18 protein-coding genes and 2 pseudogenes are annotated in these 17225 nt (G+C 57.2%); 14 read left to right on the plus strand and 6 right to left on the minus strand.

Going from position 1 to position 17225, the window contains the following annotated elements; translation table 11 throughout:
- Positions 1-394 precede the first annotated feature (394 nt).
- From ABIB24_RS18965 to ABIB24_RS18985, 5 genes and pseudogenes are all read left to right on the plus strand, one after another.
- Positions 395-1666 carry a TolC family protein gene (locus ABIB24_RS18965; RefSeq protein ID WP_080563836.1) on the plus strand — a complete coding sequence of 424 codons (1272 nt, stop codon included), beginning with the start codon at positions 395-397 and terminating at the stop codon, positions 1664-1666.
- Positions 1667-1735: 69 nt separating this feature from the next.
- Positions 1736-3016, plus strand: coding sequence for an efflux RND transporter periplasmic adaptor subunit (locus ABIB24_RS18970; protein WP_013974879.1), 1281 nt, complete (start codon positions 1736-1738; stop codon positions 3014-3016).
- Between the two features lie 24 nt (positions 3017-3040).
- Positions 3041-6202 carry a CusA/CzcA family heavy metal efflux RND transporter gene (locus ABIB24_RS18975; protein ID WP_013974878.1) on the plus strand — a complete coding sequence of 1054 codons (3162 nt, stop codon included), beginning with the start codon at positions 3041-3043 and terminating at the stop codon, positions 6200-6202.
- 159 nt (positions 6203-6361) lie between these two features.
- Positions 6362-6685: a DUF2790 domain-containing protein gene (locus ABIB24_RS18980; protein WP_013974877.1), complete on the plus strand. Its 324-nt coding sequence runs from the start codon at positions 6362-6364 to the stop codon at positions 6683-6685.
- A 206-nt stretch (positions 6686-6891) separates the two neighbouring features.
- Positions 6892-7080 (plus strand): annotated as a pseudogene (locus ABIB24_RS18985) (hypothetical protein); the annotation flags it as partial.
- Positions 7081-7378: 298 nt separating this feature from the next.
- Here the strand turns inward: ABIB24_RS18985 and ABIB24_RS26915 are convergent.
- Positions 7379-7603, minus strand: a complete 225-nt coding sequence (locus tag ABIB24_RS26915; RefSeq protein WP_044047187.1) for a hypothetical protein — start codon at positions 7601-7603, stop codon at positions 7379-7381.
- Between the two features lie 23 nt (positions 7604-7626).
- Complete coding sequence (locus ABIB24_RS18995) at positions 7627-7848, minus strand: hypothetical protein (protein WP_013974874.1); 222 nt, start codon at positions 7846-7848, stop codon at positions 7627-7629.
- 266 nt (positions 7849-8114) lie between these two features.
- Here ABIB24_RS18995 and ABIB24_RS19000 point away from each other — a divergent pair, with 266 nt between their 5' ends.
- On the plus strand, positions 8115-8702 hold the full coding sequence (locus ABIB24_RS19000) for a hypothetical protein (protein WP_013974873.1): 588 nt from the start codon (positions 8115-8117) through the stop codon (positions 8700-8702).
- Positions 8703-8758: 56 nt separating this feature from the next.
- Here the strand turns inward: ABIB24_RS19000 and ABIB24_RS19005 are convergent, their stop codons facing one another.
- The gene (locus ABIB24_RS19005; RefSeq protein WP_013974872.1) at positions 8759-10177 is read right to left on the minus strand and encodes a heavy metal sensor histidine kinase; all 1419 of its coding nucleotides are present in this window, start codon (positions 10175-10177) and stop codon (positions 8759-8761) included.
- Positions 10174-10848 carry a heavy metal response regulator transcription factor gene (locus ABIB24_RS19010; protein ID WP_044047186.1) on the minus strand — a complete coding sequence of 225 codons (675 nt, stop codon included), beginning with the start codon at positions 10846-10848 and terminating at the stop codon, positions 10174-10176. The genes ABIB24_RS19005 and ABIB24_RS19010 overlap by 4 nt, the downstream gene beginning before the upstream one ends.
- A 699-nt stretch (positions 10849-11547) precedes the next feature.
- Here ABIB24_RS19010 and ABIB24_RS19015 point away from each other — a divergent pair.
- Positions 11548-11874 carry a DUF2790 domain-containing protein gene (locus ABIB24_RS19015; RefSeq protein WP_013974870.1) on the plus strand — a complete coding sequence of 109 codons (327 nt, stop codon included), beginning with the start codon at positions 11548-11550 and terminating at the stop codon, positions 11872-11874.
- Between the two features lie 32 nt (positions 11875-11906).
- Here ABIB24_RS19015 and ABIB24_RS19020 read toward each other — a convergent pair whose 3' ends face one another.
- Both ABIB24_RS19020 and merR read right to left on the minus strand, forming a co-directional pair.
- Entirely contained in the window at positions 11907-12257 is a 351-nt protein-coding gene (locus ABIB24_RS19020; RefSeq protein ID WP_044047185.1) for a DUF3147 family protein, read from the minus strand.
- Between the two features lie 181 nt (positions 12258-12438).
- Positions 12439-12873, minus strand: coding sequence for a mercury resistance transcriptional regulator MerR (merR, locus tag ABIB24_RS19025; protein WP_003131969.1), 435 nt, complete (start codon positions 12871-12873; stop codon positions 12439-12441).
- A gap of 71 nt (positions 12874-12944) precedes the next feature.
- On the opposite strand from merR, the gene merT reads away from it, so the two are divergent.
- The 7 genes and pseudogenes from merT to ABIB24_RS19060 all read left to right on the plus strand — a co-directional run.
- The gene (gene merT, locus ABIB24_RS19030; protein WP_003131974.1) at positions 12945-13295 is read left to right on the plus strand and encodes a mercuric ion transporter MerT; all 351 of its coding nucleotides are present in this window, start codon (positions 12945-12947) and stop codon (positions 13293-13295) included.
- 12 nt (positions 13296-13307) lie between these two features.
- On the plus strand, positions 13308-13583 hold the full coding sequence (gene merP / locus ABIB24_RS19035) for a mercury resistance system periplasmic binding protein MerP (protein ID WP_003131987.1): 276 nt from the start codon (positions 13308-13310) through the stop codon (positions 13581-13583).
- Positions 13584-13654: 71 nt separating this feature from the next.
- On the plus strand, positions 13655-15340 hold the full coding sequence (merA, locus tag ABIB24_RS19040) for a mercury(II) reductase (protein WP_013974868.1): 1686 nt from the start codon (positions 13655-13657) through the stop codon (positions 15338-15340).
- Between the two features lie 17 nt (positions 15341-15357).
- Positions 15358-15723: a mercury resistance co-regulator MerD gene (gene merD, locus ABIB24_RS19045; protein ID WP_000995360.1), complete on the plus strand. Its 366-nt coding sequence runs from the start codon at positions 15358-15360 to the stop codon at positions 15721-15723.
- Complete coding sequence (gene merE, locus ABIB24_RS19050; protein ID WP_003132004.1) at positions 15720-15956, plus strand: broad-spectrum mercury transporter MerE; 237 nt, start codon at positions 15720-15722, stop codon at positions 15954-15956. Before merD ends, merE begins: the two co-directional genes overlap by 4 nt.
- Positions 15953-16942 (plus strand): DUF3330 domain-containing protein, encoded by a 990-nt coding sequence (locus ABIB24_RS19055; RefSeq protein ID WP_012314201.1) that lies wholly within the window; start codon positions 15953-15955, stop codon positions 16940-16942. The genes merE and ABIB24_RS19055 overlap by 4 nt, the downstream gene beginning before the upstream one ends.
- Before the next feature lie 174 nt (positions 16943-17116).
- A pseudogene (locus ABIB24_RS19060) lies at positions 17117-17225 on the plus strand (recombinase family protein); the annotation flags it as partial.

The raw sequence follows: 17225 nt of genomic DNA on the forward strand, positions 1-17225 counted from the left end.
TCCTTTGATTTACGGCAGTTTTTATTATGTTTCCGGCGCGGGTGTCGTTATAAGTTCTGAGCCGGCGGCGCGCCTCGCGTAGCGCCGAGCTCATATTTGCAGGCGGAAGATAACGGGATGGTGATAGGAAAATTACAATTTCGTCATCTGGTCGTTATTTTGGTCATTGACGCCGCATGCTAGCCATCTCTCGCGTTCGCAATGAAATTCGGTGGTTCGACTGTGTCATCAGCGTTTTCGGGCATTACAAGCTTTTCTTACGAAATTGTAATTTTCTAGCCACCCCTCTGATAGCTACCGCTCTTTAGAGTGCCATCACCTAATCCAGTGGGGCTTGGCAGCTATTTCGGCGTTCTGGCCAAGCTAACGAAGTTTGTGCACGAGGACCAAGAAAGTGCTCCGGTATAACCGCAATGTCTTATCCAAGACCTACGTCTCACCGTGGAAAATTGCCGCTCTCTGTGCGGTGATTTCCGGGTTGCTGGCACCCACCGCATTTGCCCAAAGCATCAGCTTGCCCCAAGCGCTGTCGACGGCAATGGATGCCAACCCAGACCTCGCGGCGGCACGTCAGGAAATCGGCATCGCGGACGGTGCGCGCAAGCAAGCCGGGCTGATTCCAAACCCCGAAATCTCGTATGAGATGGAGGACACACGGCGTAACACCAGCACAACGACCGTTACGCTAAGTCAGACCTTGGAGCTCGGTGGTAAGCGGGGAGCCCGCGTAGATGTCGCCACATACGGCCAGAGTGTTGCACAACTGGAACTGGACCGACGCGTGAATGGTCTGCGTGCAGACGTCGTGCAGGCGTTTTACGCTGCATTACGAGCCCAAACCGGACTCGACCTCGCTAAACAATCCCTTGAACTTACTGAGCGCGGCCTTCGCATTGTCGATGGTCGAGTTCGCGCAGGTAAATCTTCACCTGTGGAGGCTACCCGCGCCCAGGTTCAACTGGCTGAAGCCCGGTTGCAGGTCCGTCGCGCCGAAACGGAAAAAGCGAATGCTTACCAGCAACTCGCCCAAGTCACGGGGAGTTCTGTGACCATATTCGATCGCCTTGAATCACCAACCTTGTCTCCTGGCTTGCCGCCGCGCACTGAAGAGTTGCTGGCAAAGCTCGATCAGACTCCGGAAATGCGGCAGGCAGTGGTGGAGATTGATAAGAGCGATGCCTCGCTTGGCGCAGAAAAAGCTCAGCGTATTCCAAACCTCACGGTAAGCGTGGGTAGCCAGTACGACCGCTCGGTGCGCGAGCGAGTCAATGTCGTTGGTCTGTCCATGCCTTTGCCGCTGTTTGATCGTAACCAAGGCAACATTCTTTCCGCTTCTCGACGTGCCGATCAGGCCCGCGACCTGCGTAACGCTGTCGAGTTGAGATTGCGCGCCCAAACCCAAACCGCGCTGAACCAGTGGTCCACCGCCATGCAAGAAGTTGAGTCCTACGACAAGACCATTCTGCCCTCAGCCCAGCAGGCCGTGGATACCGCAACCCGCGGATTCGAGATGGGGAAATTCGGCTTTATCGAAGTACTGGACGCCCAGCGCACCTTGATCCTTGCTCGTGGCCAGTATCTCGACTCGCTGGCAGCGGCGACCAATGCGCGTGCGCAAGTAGAAAGGGTTTATGGCGAAGTAGGCTCGACCGCCGGCGCACGCTGAACGGGGCATACATTTTTCTCGGCACTCGGCGTTTAAACCTGCCGGTGCCTACGATCAGCAGGAGTAGCAATGGAAAACAAACGCAAGATCGCCCTCGCGGTAGCCGCTGTGGCAATCCTTGGATTTGGCAGCCTCGCCTGGAACAGCAGTTCCGATCAACAAGCGGCGACTAACGCAGAACATGGTGCTGACGATGGTCATGGCCATGACAAGAAGGCCGGATCAGCTAACAAAGAGAACAGTGAAGCGGAGCATAGTGAAGATGGGCACGGTGAAGAAGGTCATGGCGAGGAGGGCCACAGTGAAGAGGGCGGTGAGGAAGAAGGTAAGCTAACCCTTAGTGCTGAACAGATCAAAGCAGCTGGCGTGACTCTGGAATCGGCAGCGCCTCGTGATTTGGGAACCGTCGTGAGCTTCCCGGGTGAGATTCGTTTTGACGAGGACCGCACTGCGCACGTTGTTCCTCGCGTTCCAGGCGTTGTCGAAACAGTCCAGGCGAATTTGGGTGAGTCCGTCAAGAAGGGTCAAGTCCTTGCGGTGATTGCCAGCCAGCAGATCTCTGACCTGCGCAGCGAGCAACAAGCCGCTCAGCGTCGTGTCGAACTTGCGCGCGTGACTTTTAGCCGAGAGAAGCAGCTCTGGCAGGACAAGATTTCTGCGGAGCAGGACTACCTCCAGGCTCGCCAGGCGCTGCAGGAAGCCGAAATCTCTCTGGCCAACGCCAAGCAAAAAGTCAGCGCGATCGGTGCCTCGGTCAATTCGGTAGGCGGTAACCGTTACGAACTCAGGGCTCCCTTTGACGCCGTAGTGGTGGAGAAACACTTGACCGTCGGGGAAGTCGTCAGCGAGGCGACTAACGCCTTTATTCTGTCCGACCTTAACCAAGTTTGGGCCACTTTCGCTGTACCGCCTACCGATTTGGCCAAGGTCACTACCGGCCGCGCCGTGAAGGTTTCCTCACCTGACATGAACGTGGAGGTCGAGGGCAAGGTGGGTTATGTCGGCAGCCTGTTGGGCGAGCAAAACCGAGCAGCGACCGTCCGCGTTACGTTGACCAATCCCAACGGGGCCTGGCGTCCTGGTCTTTTCGTGAACATCGCAGTCACGTCCCAGACTGATCGCGTGGCGGTGGCTGTCCCGGAACACGCCGTGCAGACCGTTGAGGACAAACCATCGGTCTTCGTACGCACCGCCGAGGGCTTCGACACCCGCCCAGTAAAGCTGGGCCGCCGTGACAGTGGGTACGTGGAAATCACGGACGGCATCGAAGCGGGCGCTCAAGTGGCTACCAATGGCAGCTTCACACTCAAGTCTGAGCTCGGCAAAGCCTCTGCCGAGCACAGTCACTGATGCGAACTGACAGGATGATTTCTTATGTTTGAACGTATCATCAGATTTGCCATTGAACAGCGGATCGTTGTAATGATCGCTGTCCTGATCATTGCCGGTATCGGCATCTACAGCTACCAAAAGCTGCCGATCGATGCCGTTCCTGACATTACCAACGTCCAGGTGCAGATCAACACTGCAGCGCCTGGCTATTCCCCATTGGAAACCGAGCAACGGATCACGTTTCCAGTTGAAACGGCCATGGCTGGTCTTCCAGGTCTTCAGCAGACCCGTTCGCTGTCTCGCTCGGGTCTGTCTCAGGTGACCGTGATTTTCAAGGACGGCACCGACATCTTCTTTGCCCGCCAGCTGATCAATGAGCGGCTACAGGTTGCAAAGGAACAGCTGCCAGAGGGCGTAGATGCCGTCATGGGCCCGGTCTCAACCGGCCTCGGCGAAATTTTCCTGTGGACCGTTGAAGCCGAAGAGGGCGCGGTCAAAGAAGACGGTACGCCCTACACGCCCACCGACCTGCGGGTAATCCAGGACTGGATCATCAAGCCTCAGCTGCGCAACGTACCTGGCGTGGCAGAGATCAATACCATCGGTGGCTTTGCCAAGCAGTTCCTGGTTGCGCCGGATCCGAAGCGCCTGGCTACCTACAAGTTGACCCTGAATGATCTGGTAGCCGCGTTGGAAAGCAACAACGCCAACGTAGGCGCCGGTTACATCGAGCGTAATGGTGAGCAGTTGCTCATTCGTGCACCGGGCCAAGTCGGCAACATCGAAGACATCGCCAACATCGTAATCACCAGTGTGGATGGTGCACCGATTCGCATCAGCAACGTCGCCGACGTCAGCATCGGTAAGGAGCTTCGTACTGGTGCTGCCACTGAGAATGGCCGCGAGGTCGTGCTCGGTACAGTATTCATGCTGATCGGTGAGAACAGCCGCACTGTGTCCCAAGCTGTCGCAGCGAAGCTTGCGGACATCAACCGTACTCTGCCAAAGGGCGTGGTTGCGGTCACCGTTTACGATCGTACCAACTTGGTTGAAAAAGCCATTGCGACGGTGAAGAAGAACTTGGTTGAAGGTGCGATCCTGGTTATCGCCATTCTGTTCCTGTTCCTCGGCAACATCCGTGCAGCGTTGATCACCGCGATGGTGATCCCGCTGTCCATGCTGTTCACCTTCACAGGGATGTTCAATAACAAGGTCAGTGCCAACCTAATGAGTTTGGGCGCACTCGACTTCGGCATCATCGTCGACGGGGCCGTGGTCATCGTGGAGAACGCGATCCGTCGATTAGCACATGCGCAGCACAAACATGGCCGTATGCTCACCAAAACCGAACGCTTCCATGAGGTCTTTGCTGCTGCCCGCGAAGCGCGTCGGCCACTGATCTTCGGGCAACTGATCATTATGGTGGTGTACCTGCCTATCTTCGCCCTCACCGGCGTGGAGGGCAAAATGTTCCACCCCATGGCATTCACCGTTGTGATGGCGCTATTGGGTGCAATGATCCTCTCCGTTACCTTCGTGCCGGCAGCGATCGCCATGTTCGTCACTGGCAAGGTCAAGGAGGAAGAGGGCGTTGTTATGCGCACTGCGCGGCTGCGTTATGAGCCTGTGCTGCAGTGGGTGCTTGGGCATCGGAATATCGCTTTCTCCGCAGCAGTAGCACTGGTCGTTCTCAGCGGTGTACTTGCCAGTCGCATGGGGAGCGAGTTCATCCCAAGTCTCAGTGAGGGGGACTTCGCTCTTCAAGCCTTGCGCGTACCTGGTACTAGCCTCAGCCAGTCGGTGGACATGCAGGAGCGTTTGGAAAAAGCAGTCATCGAGCAGGTACCGGAAGTTGAGCGTATGTTCGGCCGAACCGGTACGGCTGAAATCGCCTCTGACCCAATGCCACCGAATATCTCCGATGCTTACGTCATGCTCAAACCAAAGGACCAATGGGCCGATCCCGACAAGTCGCGGGAGGAGCTCATTGCCGAGGTTCAAAAGGCGGCAGCCAGTGTCCCGGGCAGTAACTATGAACTCTCCCAGCCTATCCAGCTTCGTTTCAACGAACTGATCTCCGGGGTGCGCAGCGATGTTGCGGTGAAGGTTTATGGTGACGACATGGATGTGCTCAACAGCACGGCCAATAAGATCGCCGCAGCGCTCAAAGCGGTACCAGGCTCCTCGGAGGTCAAGGTTGAGCAGACCACAGGTCTGCCAGTGCTGACCATTAACATCGACCGGGAAAAAGCAGCACGCTACGGCCTGAACATTGCGGACGTGCAGAATTCGATCGCGATTGCTGTGGGTGGTCGTACAGCGGGAACGTTGTACGAGGGTGATCGCCGATTCGACATGGTGGTGCGCCTGCCTGAGGCTGTACGCACCGACGTCGCGGGTATGTCTAGTTTGCTGATTCCTGTGCCTGCCAATGCGGCTCAGGGCGCTAATCAGATCGGTTTCATTCCACTTTCGCAGGTCGCTAAGCTGGACTTGCAGTTGGGCCCGAACCAGATCAGCCGCGAGAACGGTAAGCGCTTGGTTATTGTAAGCGCCAACGTCCGGGGCCGTGACCTTGGGTCGTTCGTTGATGAGGCGGCATCTACCTTGTCAACGAAGGTGGAAATTCCAGCAGGCTACTGGACCAGTTGGGGCGGCCAGTTCGAGCAGCTGCAGTCGGCAGCCAAGCGCCTGCAGATTGTGGTTCCGGTAGCCTTACTGCTGGTAATGACCTTGCTGTTCTTGATGTTCAACAACCTGAAGGACGGCATGCTGGTCTTCACCGGTATTCCATTCGCTCTCACTGGCGGGGTCGTGGCCCTTTGGCTGCGTGATATCCCGCTCTCGATCTCGGCAGGGGTAGGCTTCATCGCACTCTCCGGCGTCGCGGTACTGAACGGCCTGGTGATGATTGCCTTCATTCGCGGATTGCGAGAAGAGGGACGAACGCTCAGGCAGGCAGTCGATGAAGGCGCACTCACCCGACTGCGACCAGTGTTGATGACAGCCTTGGTGGCGTCCCTGGGCTTCATCCCAATGGCCTTGGCCACCGGTACCGGTGCGGAGGTTCAACGGCCTCTGGCTACAGTGGTAATTGGTGGGATCCTTTCCTCCACCGCGCTGACTTTGCTGGTCCTGCCGGCCCTGTATCATTGGGCACATCGCAAGGATGAAGACGGCGACGAGGCAGAAGCCGTAAGCTGATCCCCCCAGATACAAAAACCCACAACACGCGTTGTGGGTTTTTTGTTTTATATGAAATAGATGCACTTACCTTTCAAAATTGTAAGTTTCTCGTCATGCCGGTGATGCCTCTGCGTTGCTAAAGTTACGCCCGAGATGATTTGAATTTGAGAGGTTCCTATGAAAAAGCTAATTGTTGCTGCTGCACTTGTTATGTTCTCGATGGCTTCGCAGGCTTATACTTACTCTGAAAGCAAGCAGCTGCAATACATCAAGGAGCATCAGACTGCTGTAGCGAACTATGCCGAGAGAAATGGCAAACCGATGCCGGAGATCCAGGACTACAATTACGGCATGAAGATCGATGTTGCGAAATTCGTGCGTCAGTCCCAAGACCCGCGTACCTGCCAAGTTTACCCGCGATTGATGACCTTCGAGGACTCTCAGGGTACGCTTAAGACGGTTCGCTACTCCATGTACTCGCAATGCATCAACAACAAGTAGTAATTGCTGTGAGTAGAATACTTAGAGAATTCATAAATGCCAGGCAGTGCCTGGCATTTTTTATTGAGCTCGATGAACGTCATTTAGGCTAGATGCCTTAATGACTGCCCCTGGGTTAGCTGTGAAATAAATCTCAACTACACAACAGTAATGTCTTTCAACTGCATAGAGCAGTTTATAGTCTTGCCCCCCAGAAGGGACGAGTTATGAAAAGTTCGCTTGAACGCCCAGATGACCAAGCAGAGCATGAAGGGCTGAGCCATGAGCACGACGGCATCTTTGGCATGAACACCGAGCTGGTTTTCGCGCTGATCTGTGGTGCCCTGCTCGGAGCCGGAGCGCTCGCAGGAAAACTAGGGCTGATCGACTGGCTGCCGCTGGTTCTGTACCTGTCTCGGCGTTGCTCCTGTCCGGTCGGATCAATGAGGTTGGCCGAAGGATCACCAGGGCGCCGCCGCGAGCGTTGATACTGCCAATCATCGGCGTCGACATCATCTATGCCGGGGTGTTGATGCAGAGGCCTCAGAACCAGCGAGATGTCGTTCAGGCCTGGTTGAATGTGCTCAATCGGCCCCTCTGATCTACCCTGGTCGCCGCTCGAATTCCTCGGAGTTCTACAGCAGCGGGAAGTCCGAAAACATCCAGTACCCAGCAAAGTGGCCTCGTGACAGCTCATTCTACCTGTCCCGGCGCTTACTCGACAGCAATGCTGAGCTGCCTGCCAACCTGGGCTGTGTCGAGATCACCGAAGCGAACGCCAGTCAGCTGTTGCTGTGCCGTTGGAAAGACGCCAAGCAAGGTACCGAAGGTCTGGTCGGAGACAGTAATGCGGAAACGCCTCGTACAAACGAAGGTAAAATTCCAGACACAAAAAAAACCAGGTTTTACCCTGGCTTTTTTGTCGATTGCTTTCGTCATTTAAAGTCCTATTTAACCGCCGTTTAGTTATCGGCTTGTTCCTTACCATCCTTGCTTTCTTTCTTTTGCTCTTGAGCGACTTGTTGTTTGTTCTGGTCCGAAGAATCGTCGCTCCATAAGCGAGCCTGTTCATTTCGGAAGTTTTCCTGGAACTGTTTCGCTCGTTCGTAACCACCTTCAGCGTAAGCGGTACCCACGAGACCAAGCAGCAGGCTGCCAATAGCGATAGATTTGACAAATTTCATTGTGTGCCTCGGTTCTTACTAGGCCTGCCTGACTGACGGCCTTTGTTGGTTTGTAGTTTAGGAACGCGAAGCTAACGACAAGGTGAGTCAATAATTACAATTCCGTAATTTAGGCGGCTGGCCGGATGCGCCCAATCTGCAAATCTGGAAGGATCATGTCTATCTCGCTTGTGTCGAGGCTGACTTCAAACTGTTCCGTAAATTACATTTTTGATATCTAACAAAATAAAACCGTGCGCCGTCACCGGCCGCTCTAGGAGATAGCCATGAATGACATAGAGCCTTGGTCAGTTGCCATCGGTGACTTCCGCCGAAGCACTGAAAAACTCACTGTTCAGCTCGATGAGCTGGCCTCCCAGACCAGGGCCTGCAACGCTGTTCTGGAAAAGTCGAACGAGCTGGTGGAGGAGGTTGACCTTGTCAGTCGGCAGATTCAGGAGGAGGTACGAAAGGCTGAGAAAGCCTGGTCCAATGCCGAAGAGGTCGTCATCCGCGCTGCGGCAGAGGCATATTCCGCTGCCGCTCGTGGAGTCGAGACCGCCATCCAACCGCTGATTTCGGAGCTTACTGCCGCGACAAAATTAGCGGATGCCTCGATCCTGGAGCTAAAGCGGGCACCGGTGCTGGCCAAACGTTATGTCATGGTGGTGGCGACAGCATTCTTCATCCTGGCACTGATCTGTGTGTACTCGACCATGCAGTTCATTGAGGCCGCCGGCAGTGTGAGCGCTCAGGAAAAAGTGAATGCCCAATACTTCTCCCACCTGTGGAGAAACGCCAACCCAGAAGAGCAAAAGATCATAAAGTCGGTAATTCTGCGGTCACCTATGGACCCTGTGGTGCTTAGGCACTGAGGCATTGCATAGACAAAAGGCCCGTCGATTGACGGGCCTTTTCAAGTGGGCGCGCTTCAAGCAGCGGTCTTTGCCGACTGCTTTAGCTGGGCTTCGGGAAAGTGAAGGTGGAACCAGGTGAAATTTTCCTCGGTCACTTCCACGCTCGCCGAGCCTTGATGCAGGCTCATGATCGACTGCACGATGGCAAGGCCAAGACCGGTCCCCCCTTCGCTTCGTGCTCGGCTCTTATCTACGCGGTAGAACCGTTCAAACAAATGCGCATGGTGTTCCTTGGCGATCCCGCGGCCCGGGTTGCCGACGCTCAAGGTCGTGCCGCTACCACCGCGTTGCACTTTCACGTAGACCGTGCGACCGCGAGGGCAGTAGCGAATCGCATTTGACACCAGGTTCGAGACGGCTCGTTGAATCATCAGGCGGTTACCGCGCACCACGTCATCACTGCCAGAGATCTGCAGCTGGATCTCGCCATCCTCTGCCGAAATGCTGAAGAGATCACACACCCGCTGAACTTCATCGACCAGGGACACAGGTTCGAACTCCACCATGGATGCCGGATGACTGACCTGAGCGAGGAACAGCATGTCGGAAACCATGCGGCTCATGCGGTCCAGCTCTTCTGTGCACGACTCCAGCACTTCCCTGTACTCGGGAAGGGATCGCTCTCTGGTCAGTGCAACTTGGGCTTTACCCATCAGGTTGGATAGCGGCGCTCGCAGTTCGTGAGCAAGATCGTCAGAAAACTGCGAGAGCTGCTGAACCCCGTCATCCAGGCGAGCCAGCATGATGTTGATACCGTCGGCGAGCTCTTTGAGTTCTGCTGGCATTCCATTAGTCGGCAGACGATGGTCAAGACTCTCGGTGGAGATCTTCGAGGCGACTTTCAGGAACTTGGTCAGAGGCAGCAGACCTCTGCGTACGGTCCACCAGCCGATTGCGAGGATCAGCGCGATGATGAGCGGGGAAATCATCAGGGCCCAGGTGAGCAATGCATCAAGCAGCGCTTCATTGGACGACTGGTCCATAGTCATGTACACGCTGACTTCGGTTCCGTCGCCCAAATTCATGGTGCGAGAAGCTGTCAGCAAGGGGCGGTCCTGGGTGTCGCGCCACTCATGTTCCTTCGGCTGTGCGGATGGTTGAAACTTGTGCACCTCCACGTTGACCTGCTTCGAGCCAATCGAGAGCAGGGGCGTTTCACTCTGCGCCGACTCGAAAATGCTGACGTACAGGTTGTTGTGGCCCATCACCAGATCCACAAGCTGATGTGCGTCTGCGTTGACTCCTGAGATGTCGGAAATCATGGACAGGTTGTGAGCCATGCCCGCCATCTTCACTTCCAGGTCACTGCGGGCATTTCGCTCTAGCGCCTGACCCACCATCAGATACCCGAAGGTGGCGAACAGAAGCAGCAACGCTGCGCTCATCAACCCCACCTTTAATCCCAGCTTTGCAGCCAGGCTGAATGGCCTCATGCGCGTTCCTCAAAAACGTACCCTACGCCACGAAGCGTGTGAATGAGCTTGGTTTCAAACGGGTCATCGATCTTTGAGCGAAGGCGCCGGATAGCGACATCGATGACGTTGGTATCGCAGTCAAAATTCATGTCCCAGACCAACGAAATGATCTGAGAACGAGTCAGCGCTTCGCCCGTCCTGCTCATAAGCAGGTGCAGGAGCGTAAATTCCTTTGTGGTGAGATCGATGCGTGTGCCAGCGCGGAAAACCCGATGGCGCACTGAGTCGAGTTCCAAGTCGGCAATTTTCAGCGAACTCTTCTCGACTAATTCATCACCACGCCGCTGCAGCGAACGGATTCGAGCGAGCAGCTCCGGGAATTCGAAGGGTTTGACAAGGTAATCGTCGGCTCCGCCATCCAAGCCTTTGAGCTTGTCGTTGATGCGACCACGAGCGGTCAGCATGATGATGCGGACCCGGCTGGTTTTCCTGATGGTTTCCAAAAGGTCCCAACCGTCGATGCCAGGAAGGTTTACGTCCAGCAGAACCAACGAATAGACGTTAGTATTGAACAAGTGCAGGGCGTCAACACCATTGTGCACGATATCTACGACATACCCGCTTTCGGATAGGCCCTGCTGAAGATATTCGGCAGTTTTAATTTCGTCTTCCACAACTAGAACGCGCATAACTTATCTCAAGGTGTGAGGAAGGAATTGGCCTAATCCGCCAAGACTGTGGTTGCAGGCAGTTTGAAGGTTCGGCTGAGTGCATGACATCTGGTAGTCGCTACCTCTGTCCATACGCCGGGGTCACCTGAGGACGCTTGAATCTTAACGCGAAGACGCTGGCCGCGGCGAAATCCTACAAATTTGTAATGTAGCCGCAAGATTGCTGACAGTCATGACGGCTTTCCCTACTGAGCTTAGCGGATTCTGTGGCTTGCAGCGGTTATCAGTCCTCAGGACTGACAGGAGGATTCGGCCGAGAGGGGTGGCGTTTCTGCCAAGCTGCTCAGCATTTATGGCGTTCAATCCTACAAGCTCAAGCTCCGAGTGGTAGCAAGCCACCGATCGTTCGCCCCTTTGATAACGGGCTTAAACCGGCCAGCATGCATGGCTTTTCATCTTAATTGGGCAAGAATAATTACTTTACAATCTATTACATGTCCAAATTGTAATTTCACAATCATCTTGTCGTTAGCCGCTTTTGCTAGTTTAAGAACAGCACACAGGCAGCGCTGCTTTGGGCCAGTCTCATCTGAAGCAGCATGGCGGGAGTAACGATACCCTGCTCACGCCAATGCATTCACCTTGGAACCATACGCTCCTTTGGTAAGGTGAATTTTAGCGCCCCGCCATGGGCGCTTTTTTATTAATGGACTTCTCATGAAAACAACTATATCGGCTATTGCCGCGTTCATGCTTTTCTCTGCACTGTCGACAAATGCCCAAAGTAGCGTTCAGATCAACGACGATCTTGAGCAGTCTGCCAGGAAGGCTACAGAACGCTATGCACAGAGCGTGAAGAAACCCATGCCCGAGCTTGAAGATTACGCATACGGTATGGATTTGGACGTTGGCAAGTTGGTGTACGTCTCGCCTAGCGTGCGGTACTGCGGGAATGTGAGAAGCATGATGACTTACGAGGATTCCAAGGGCGAACTGCACATGGTTCGCTACCTCGTGAAAGGTGAGTGCATCAACAGCCGGTAAGCGGTGACCGAGTGCTTTCCTCTACACCCGACTCAAAGCAACTCGATGCCCAATCGCCTTAGAAGTAGGGCAAATCCTCCGAAGCTCGCCATGGTGATGAGGATGCTGGAGATAAGTGTTGGCCAGAATCCCAACTTGGGCAGCAGTGCCGGAAACGCGATAAACATCGGCAGCGTTGGAATCACATACCAGAACGTGTACCAGGCATGATTGGAAATCTTCTCCATGCTCTGGTTCTCCAAGTAGAGCCAGATGAGCGTCAAGACGGTGACCAATGGCAGGGCGGCAACCAAGCCGCCCAGCTTGTCACTGCGCTTTGCCAGCTCAGACACGATAATCACTATCGCGGCAGTGACCAGGTACTTCGTAATGATCCAAGCCATCGCTGAACCTACTTGAGCTAGTGGAGTGGATCTCCTGGGATCATTCGCCAGGCACTCACGACGTGCTTGGGGGAACCGCAGAATTCGGAAAAAATCGTACGCTAAGCTAACGGTGTTCTCGTGACAGCTCTTTGACTAGGCTTTCTAAGGGGTCGTCTCAGAAAACGGAAAATAAAGCACGCTAAGGCATAGCCGAACCTGCCAAGCTTGCTCCACCCTGTAGTGACGCGATCAGCGGGCAGGAAACGTTCCCCCTTCGCGCATGGCAGGCGCACACCAACTCAGACAGCACGGCCTCCATGCGCGCCAGGTCAGCCATTTTCTCGCGCACGTCCTTGAGCTTGTGCTCGGCCAGACTGCTGGCTTCCTCGCAATGGGTGCCATCCTCCAGCCGCAGCAGCTCGGCGATCTCATCCAGGCTGAAGCCCAGCCGCTGGGCTGATTTCACGAAGCGCACCCGCGTTACATCCGCCTCGCCATAGCGGCGGATGCTGCCATAGGGCTTGTCAGGCTCCAGCAACAAGCCCTTGCGCTGATAGAAACGGATGGTCTCCACATTGACCCCGGCCGCCTTGGCGAAAACGCCAATGGTCAGGTTCTCCAAATTGTTTTCCATATCGCTTGACTCCGTACATGAGTACGGAAGTAAGGTTACGCTATCCAATTTCAATTCGAAAGGACAAGCGCATGTCTGAACCAAAAACCGGGCGCGGCGCGCTCTTCACTGGAGGGCTTGCCGCCATCCTCGCCTCGGCTTGCTGCCTCGGGCCGTTGGTTCTGATCGCCTTGGGGTTCAGCGGCGCTTGGATCGGCAACTTGGCGGTGTTGGAACCCTATCGCCCCATCTTTATCGGCGTGGCGCTGGTGGCGTTGTTCTTCGCCTGGCGGCGCATCTACCGGCAGGCAGCGGCCTGCAAACCGGGTGAGGTCTGCGCGATTCCCCAAGTGCGAGCTACTTACAAGCTCATTTTCTGGATCGTGGCCGCGCTGGTTCTGGTCGCGCTCGGATTTCCCTACGTCATGCCATTTTTCTACTGATCGGAGTTCACCATGAAGAAACTGTTTGCCTCCCTCGCCCTCGCCGCCGTTGTTGCCCCCGTCTGGGCCGCCACCCAGACCGTCACGCTGTCCGTACCGGGCATGACCTGCTCCGCCTGCCCGATCACTGTCAAGAAGGCGATTTCCAAGGTCGAAGGCGTCAGCAAAGTTGACGTGACTTTCGAGACACGCCAAGCGGTCGTCACCTTCGACGATGCCAAGACCAGCGTGCAGAAGCTGACCAAGGCAACCGCAGACGCGGGCTATCCGTCCAGCGTCAAGCAGTGAGTCACTGAAAACGGCACCGCAGCACAACGGACGTCATTGTCTGGCGCCACAAACGATAAAGGATCTGTTGCATGACCCATCTAAAAATCACCGGCATGACTTGCGACTCGTGCGCGGCGCACGTCAAGGAAGCGCTGGAAAAAGTGCCAGGCGTGCAGTCGGCGCTGGTGTCCTATCCGAAGGGCACAGCGCAACTCGCCATCGTGCCGGGCACATCGCCGGACGCGCTGACTGCCGCCGTGGCCGGACTGGGCTACAAGGCAACGCTAGCCGATGCGCCACTGGCGGACAACCGCGTCGGACTGCTCGACAAGGTGCGGGGATGGATGGCCGCCGCCGAAAAGCACAGTGGCGACGAGCCCCCGGTGCAGGTAGCGGTCATTGGCAGCGGTGGAGCCGCGATGGCGGCGGCGCTGAAGGCCGTCGAGCAAGGCGCGCAGGTCACGCTGATCGAGCGCGGCACCATCGGCGGCACCTGCGTCAATGTCGGCTGTGTGCCGTCCAAGATCATGATCCGCGCCGCCCACATCGCCCATCTGCGCCGGGAAAGCCCGTTCGATGGCGGTATTGCGGCAACTGTGCCTACGATTGACCGCAGTAAGCTGCTGGCCCAGCAGCAGGCCCGCGTCGACGAACTGCGGCACGCCAAGTACGAAGGCATCCTGGGCGGTAATCCGGCCATCACCGTTGTGCACGGTGAGGCGCGCTTCAAGGACGACCAGAGCCTTACCGTCCGTTTGAACGAGGGTGGCGAGCGCGTCGTGATGTTCGACCGCTGCCTGGTCGCCACGGGTGCCAGCCCGGCGGTCCCGCCGATTCCGGGGTTGAAAGAGTCACCCTACTGGACTTCCACCGAGGCCCTGGCGAGCGACACCATTCCCGAACGCCTTGCCGTAATCGGCTCGTCGGTGGTGGCGCTGGAGCTGGCGCAAGCCTTTGCCCGGCTGGGCAGCAAGGTCACGGTCCTGGCGCGCAATACCTTGTTCTTCCGTGAAGACCCGGCCATCGGCGAGGCGGTGACAGCCGCTTTCCGTGCCGAGGGCATCGAGGTGCTGGAGCACACGCAAGCCAGCCAGGTCGCCCATATGGACGGTGAATTCGTGCTGACCACCACGCACGGTGAATTGCGCGCCGACAAACTGCTGGTTGCCACCGGTCGGACACCGAACACGCGCAGCCTCGCGCTGGACGCAGCGGGGGTCACTGTCAATGCGCAAGGTGCCATCGTCATCGACCAAGGCATGCGCACGAGCAACCCGAACATCTACGCGGCCGGCGACTGCACCGACCAGCCGCAGTTCGTCTATGTGGCGGCAGCGGCCGGCACCCGTGCCGCGATCAACATGACCGGCGGCGATGCGGCGCTCGACCTGACCGCAATGCCGGCCGTGGTGTTCACCGATCCGCAAGTGGCGACCGTGGGCTACAGCGAGGCGGAAGCCCACCACGACGGGATCGAGACCGACAGCCGCACCTTGACCTTGGACAACGTGCCGCGTGCGCTCGCCAACTTCGACACACGCGGCTTCATCAAGTTGGTTATCGAGGAAGGCAGCCATCGGCTGATCGGCGTACAGGCGGTCGCGCCGGAAGCGGGTGAACTGATCCAGACGGCGGCTCTGGCCATTCGCAACCGCATGACGGTGCAGGAACTGGCCGACCAGTTGTTCCCCTACCTGACGATGGTCGAGGGGTTGAAGCTCGCGGCGCAGACCTTCAACAAGGATGTGAAGCAGCTTTCCTGCTGCGCCGGGTGAGAAAAAGGAGGTGTTCAATGAACGCCTACACGGTGTCCCGGCTGGCTCTTGATGCCGGGGTGAGCGTGCATATCGTGCGCGACTACCTGCTGCGCGGATTGCTGCGCCCGGTGGCGTGCACACCAGGCGGCTACGGCTTGTTCGATGACGCCGCCTTGCAACGGCTGTGCTTCGTGCGGGCGGCCTTCGAGGCGGGCATCGGCCTCGACGCGCTGGCGCGGCTGTGCCGGGCGCTGGATGCGGCGGACGGCGACGAAGCGGCCGCGCAGCTTGCCCTGCTGCGTCAGTTCGTCGAGCGTCGGCGCGAAGCGTTGGCCGATCTGGAAGTGCAGTTGGCCACCCTGCCGACCGAGCCGGCACAGCACGCGGAGAGTCTGCCATGAACAACCCCGAGCGCTTGCCGTCCGAGACGCACAAACCGATCACCGGCTACCTGTGGGGCGGACTGGCTGTGCTGACTTGCCCCTGCCACCTGCCCATCCTCGCTGTCGTGCTGGCCGGCACAACCGCCGGTGCTTTCCTCGGCGAGCATTGGGTCATCGCGGCGCTCGGTTTGACCGGCCTGTTCCTTCTGTCCCTGTCGCGGGCGTTGCGGGCATTCAGGGAAAGAGAATGAGCGCTTTCCGGCCGGATGGATGGACGACGCCGGAACTGGCCCAAGCGGTCGAGCGCGGGCAGCTTGAACTGCACTACCAGCCCGTCGTCGATCTGCGCAGTGGTGGGATTGTCGGCGCGGAAGCCCTGTTGCGCTGGCGTCATCCGACGCTTGGACTATTGCCACCGGGCCAGTTCCTGCCCGTGGTCGAATCGTCCGGCCTGATGCCTGAAATCGGCGCTTGGGTGCTGGGCGAAGCCTGCCGCCAGATGCGTGACTGGCGAATGCTGGCATGGCGACCGTTCCGGCTGGCCGTCAATGCTTCGGCGAGCCAAGTGGGACCGGACTTCGACGGGTGGGTAAAGGGCGTGCTGGCTGATGCCGAGTTGCCCGCCGAGTATCTCGAAATCGAGCTGACCGAATCGGTCGCGTTTGGTGATCCGGCGATCTTCCCCGCCCTGGACGCCTTGCGGCAGATCGGTGTGCGCTTCGCCGCCGATGACTTCGGGACGGGGTATTCCTGTCTGCAACATCTGAAGTGCTGCCCAATCAGCACGCTCAAGATCGACCAATCGTTTGTCGCCGGGCTCGCCAACGACCGCCGCGACCAAACCATCGTGCACACCGTGATTCAGCTTGCGCACGGGCTGGGCATGGATGTGGTGGCTGAAGGCGTGGAAACATCGGCGAGTCTTGATCTATTGCGACAAGCGGACTGCGACACAGGACAAGGCTTCCTGTTCGCGAAGCCAATGCCGGCGGCGGCATTCGCCGTCTTCGTCAGTCAATGGAGGGGTGCCACCATGAATGCAAGTGACTCGACCACCACCAGTTGCTGCGTGTGCTGCAAGGAAATCCCGCTCGATGCCGCCTTCACCCCGGAAGGCGCGGAATACGTCGAGCACTTCTGCGGGTTGGAGTGTTATCAACGCTTCGAAGCGCGTGCCAAGACAGGGAACGAAACCGATGCCGATCCGAACGCCTGCGACTCGCTACCGTCAGATTGAGGCATACCCTAACTGGATGTCAGGCAGGGCCGCGCCGCTTAGTCAGAATAGAGTCATCTTTCGCATTTTTGACACATGCCTGCGAAGGTCATAGATTTCAGCCTGACAGAAACGGGGTTTGAGGCACAACGGAACAGAAGGAGCACTTAAGCCGCCTTCAACCAAGGAGACATCGTGCAGGGGCACCGCATCGGCTACGTCCGGGTCAGCAGCTTCGACCAGAACCCGGAACGCCAGCTGGAACAGACACAGGTGTGCATGGTGTTCACCGTCAAGGGATCGG

This window comes from Pseudomonas sp. UYEF17 (genome assembly GCF_040546125.1).
Classification (GTDB): Bacteria; Pseudomonadota; Gammaproteobacteria; order Pseudomonadales; family Pseudomonadaceae; genus Aquipseudomonas; species Aquipseudomonas putida_Z.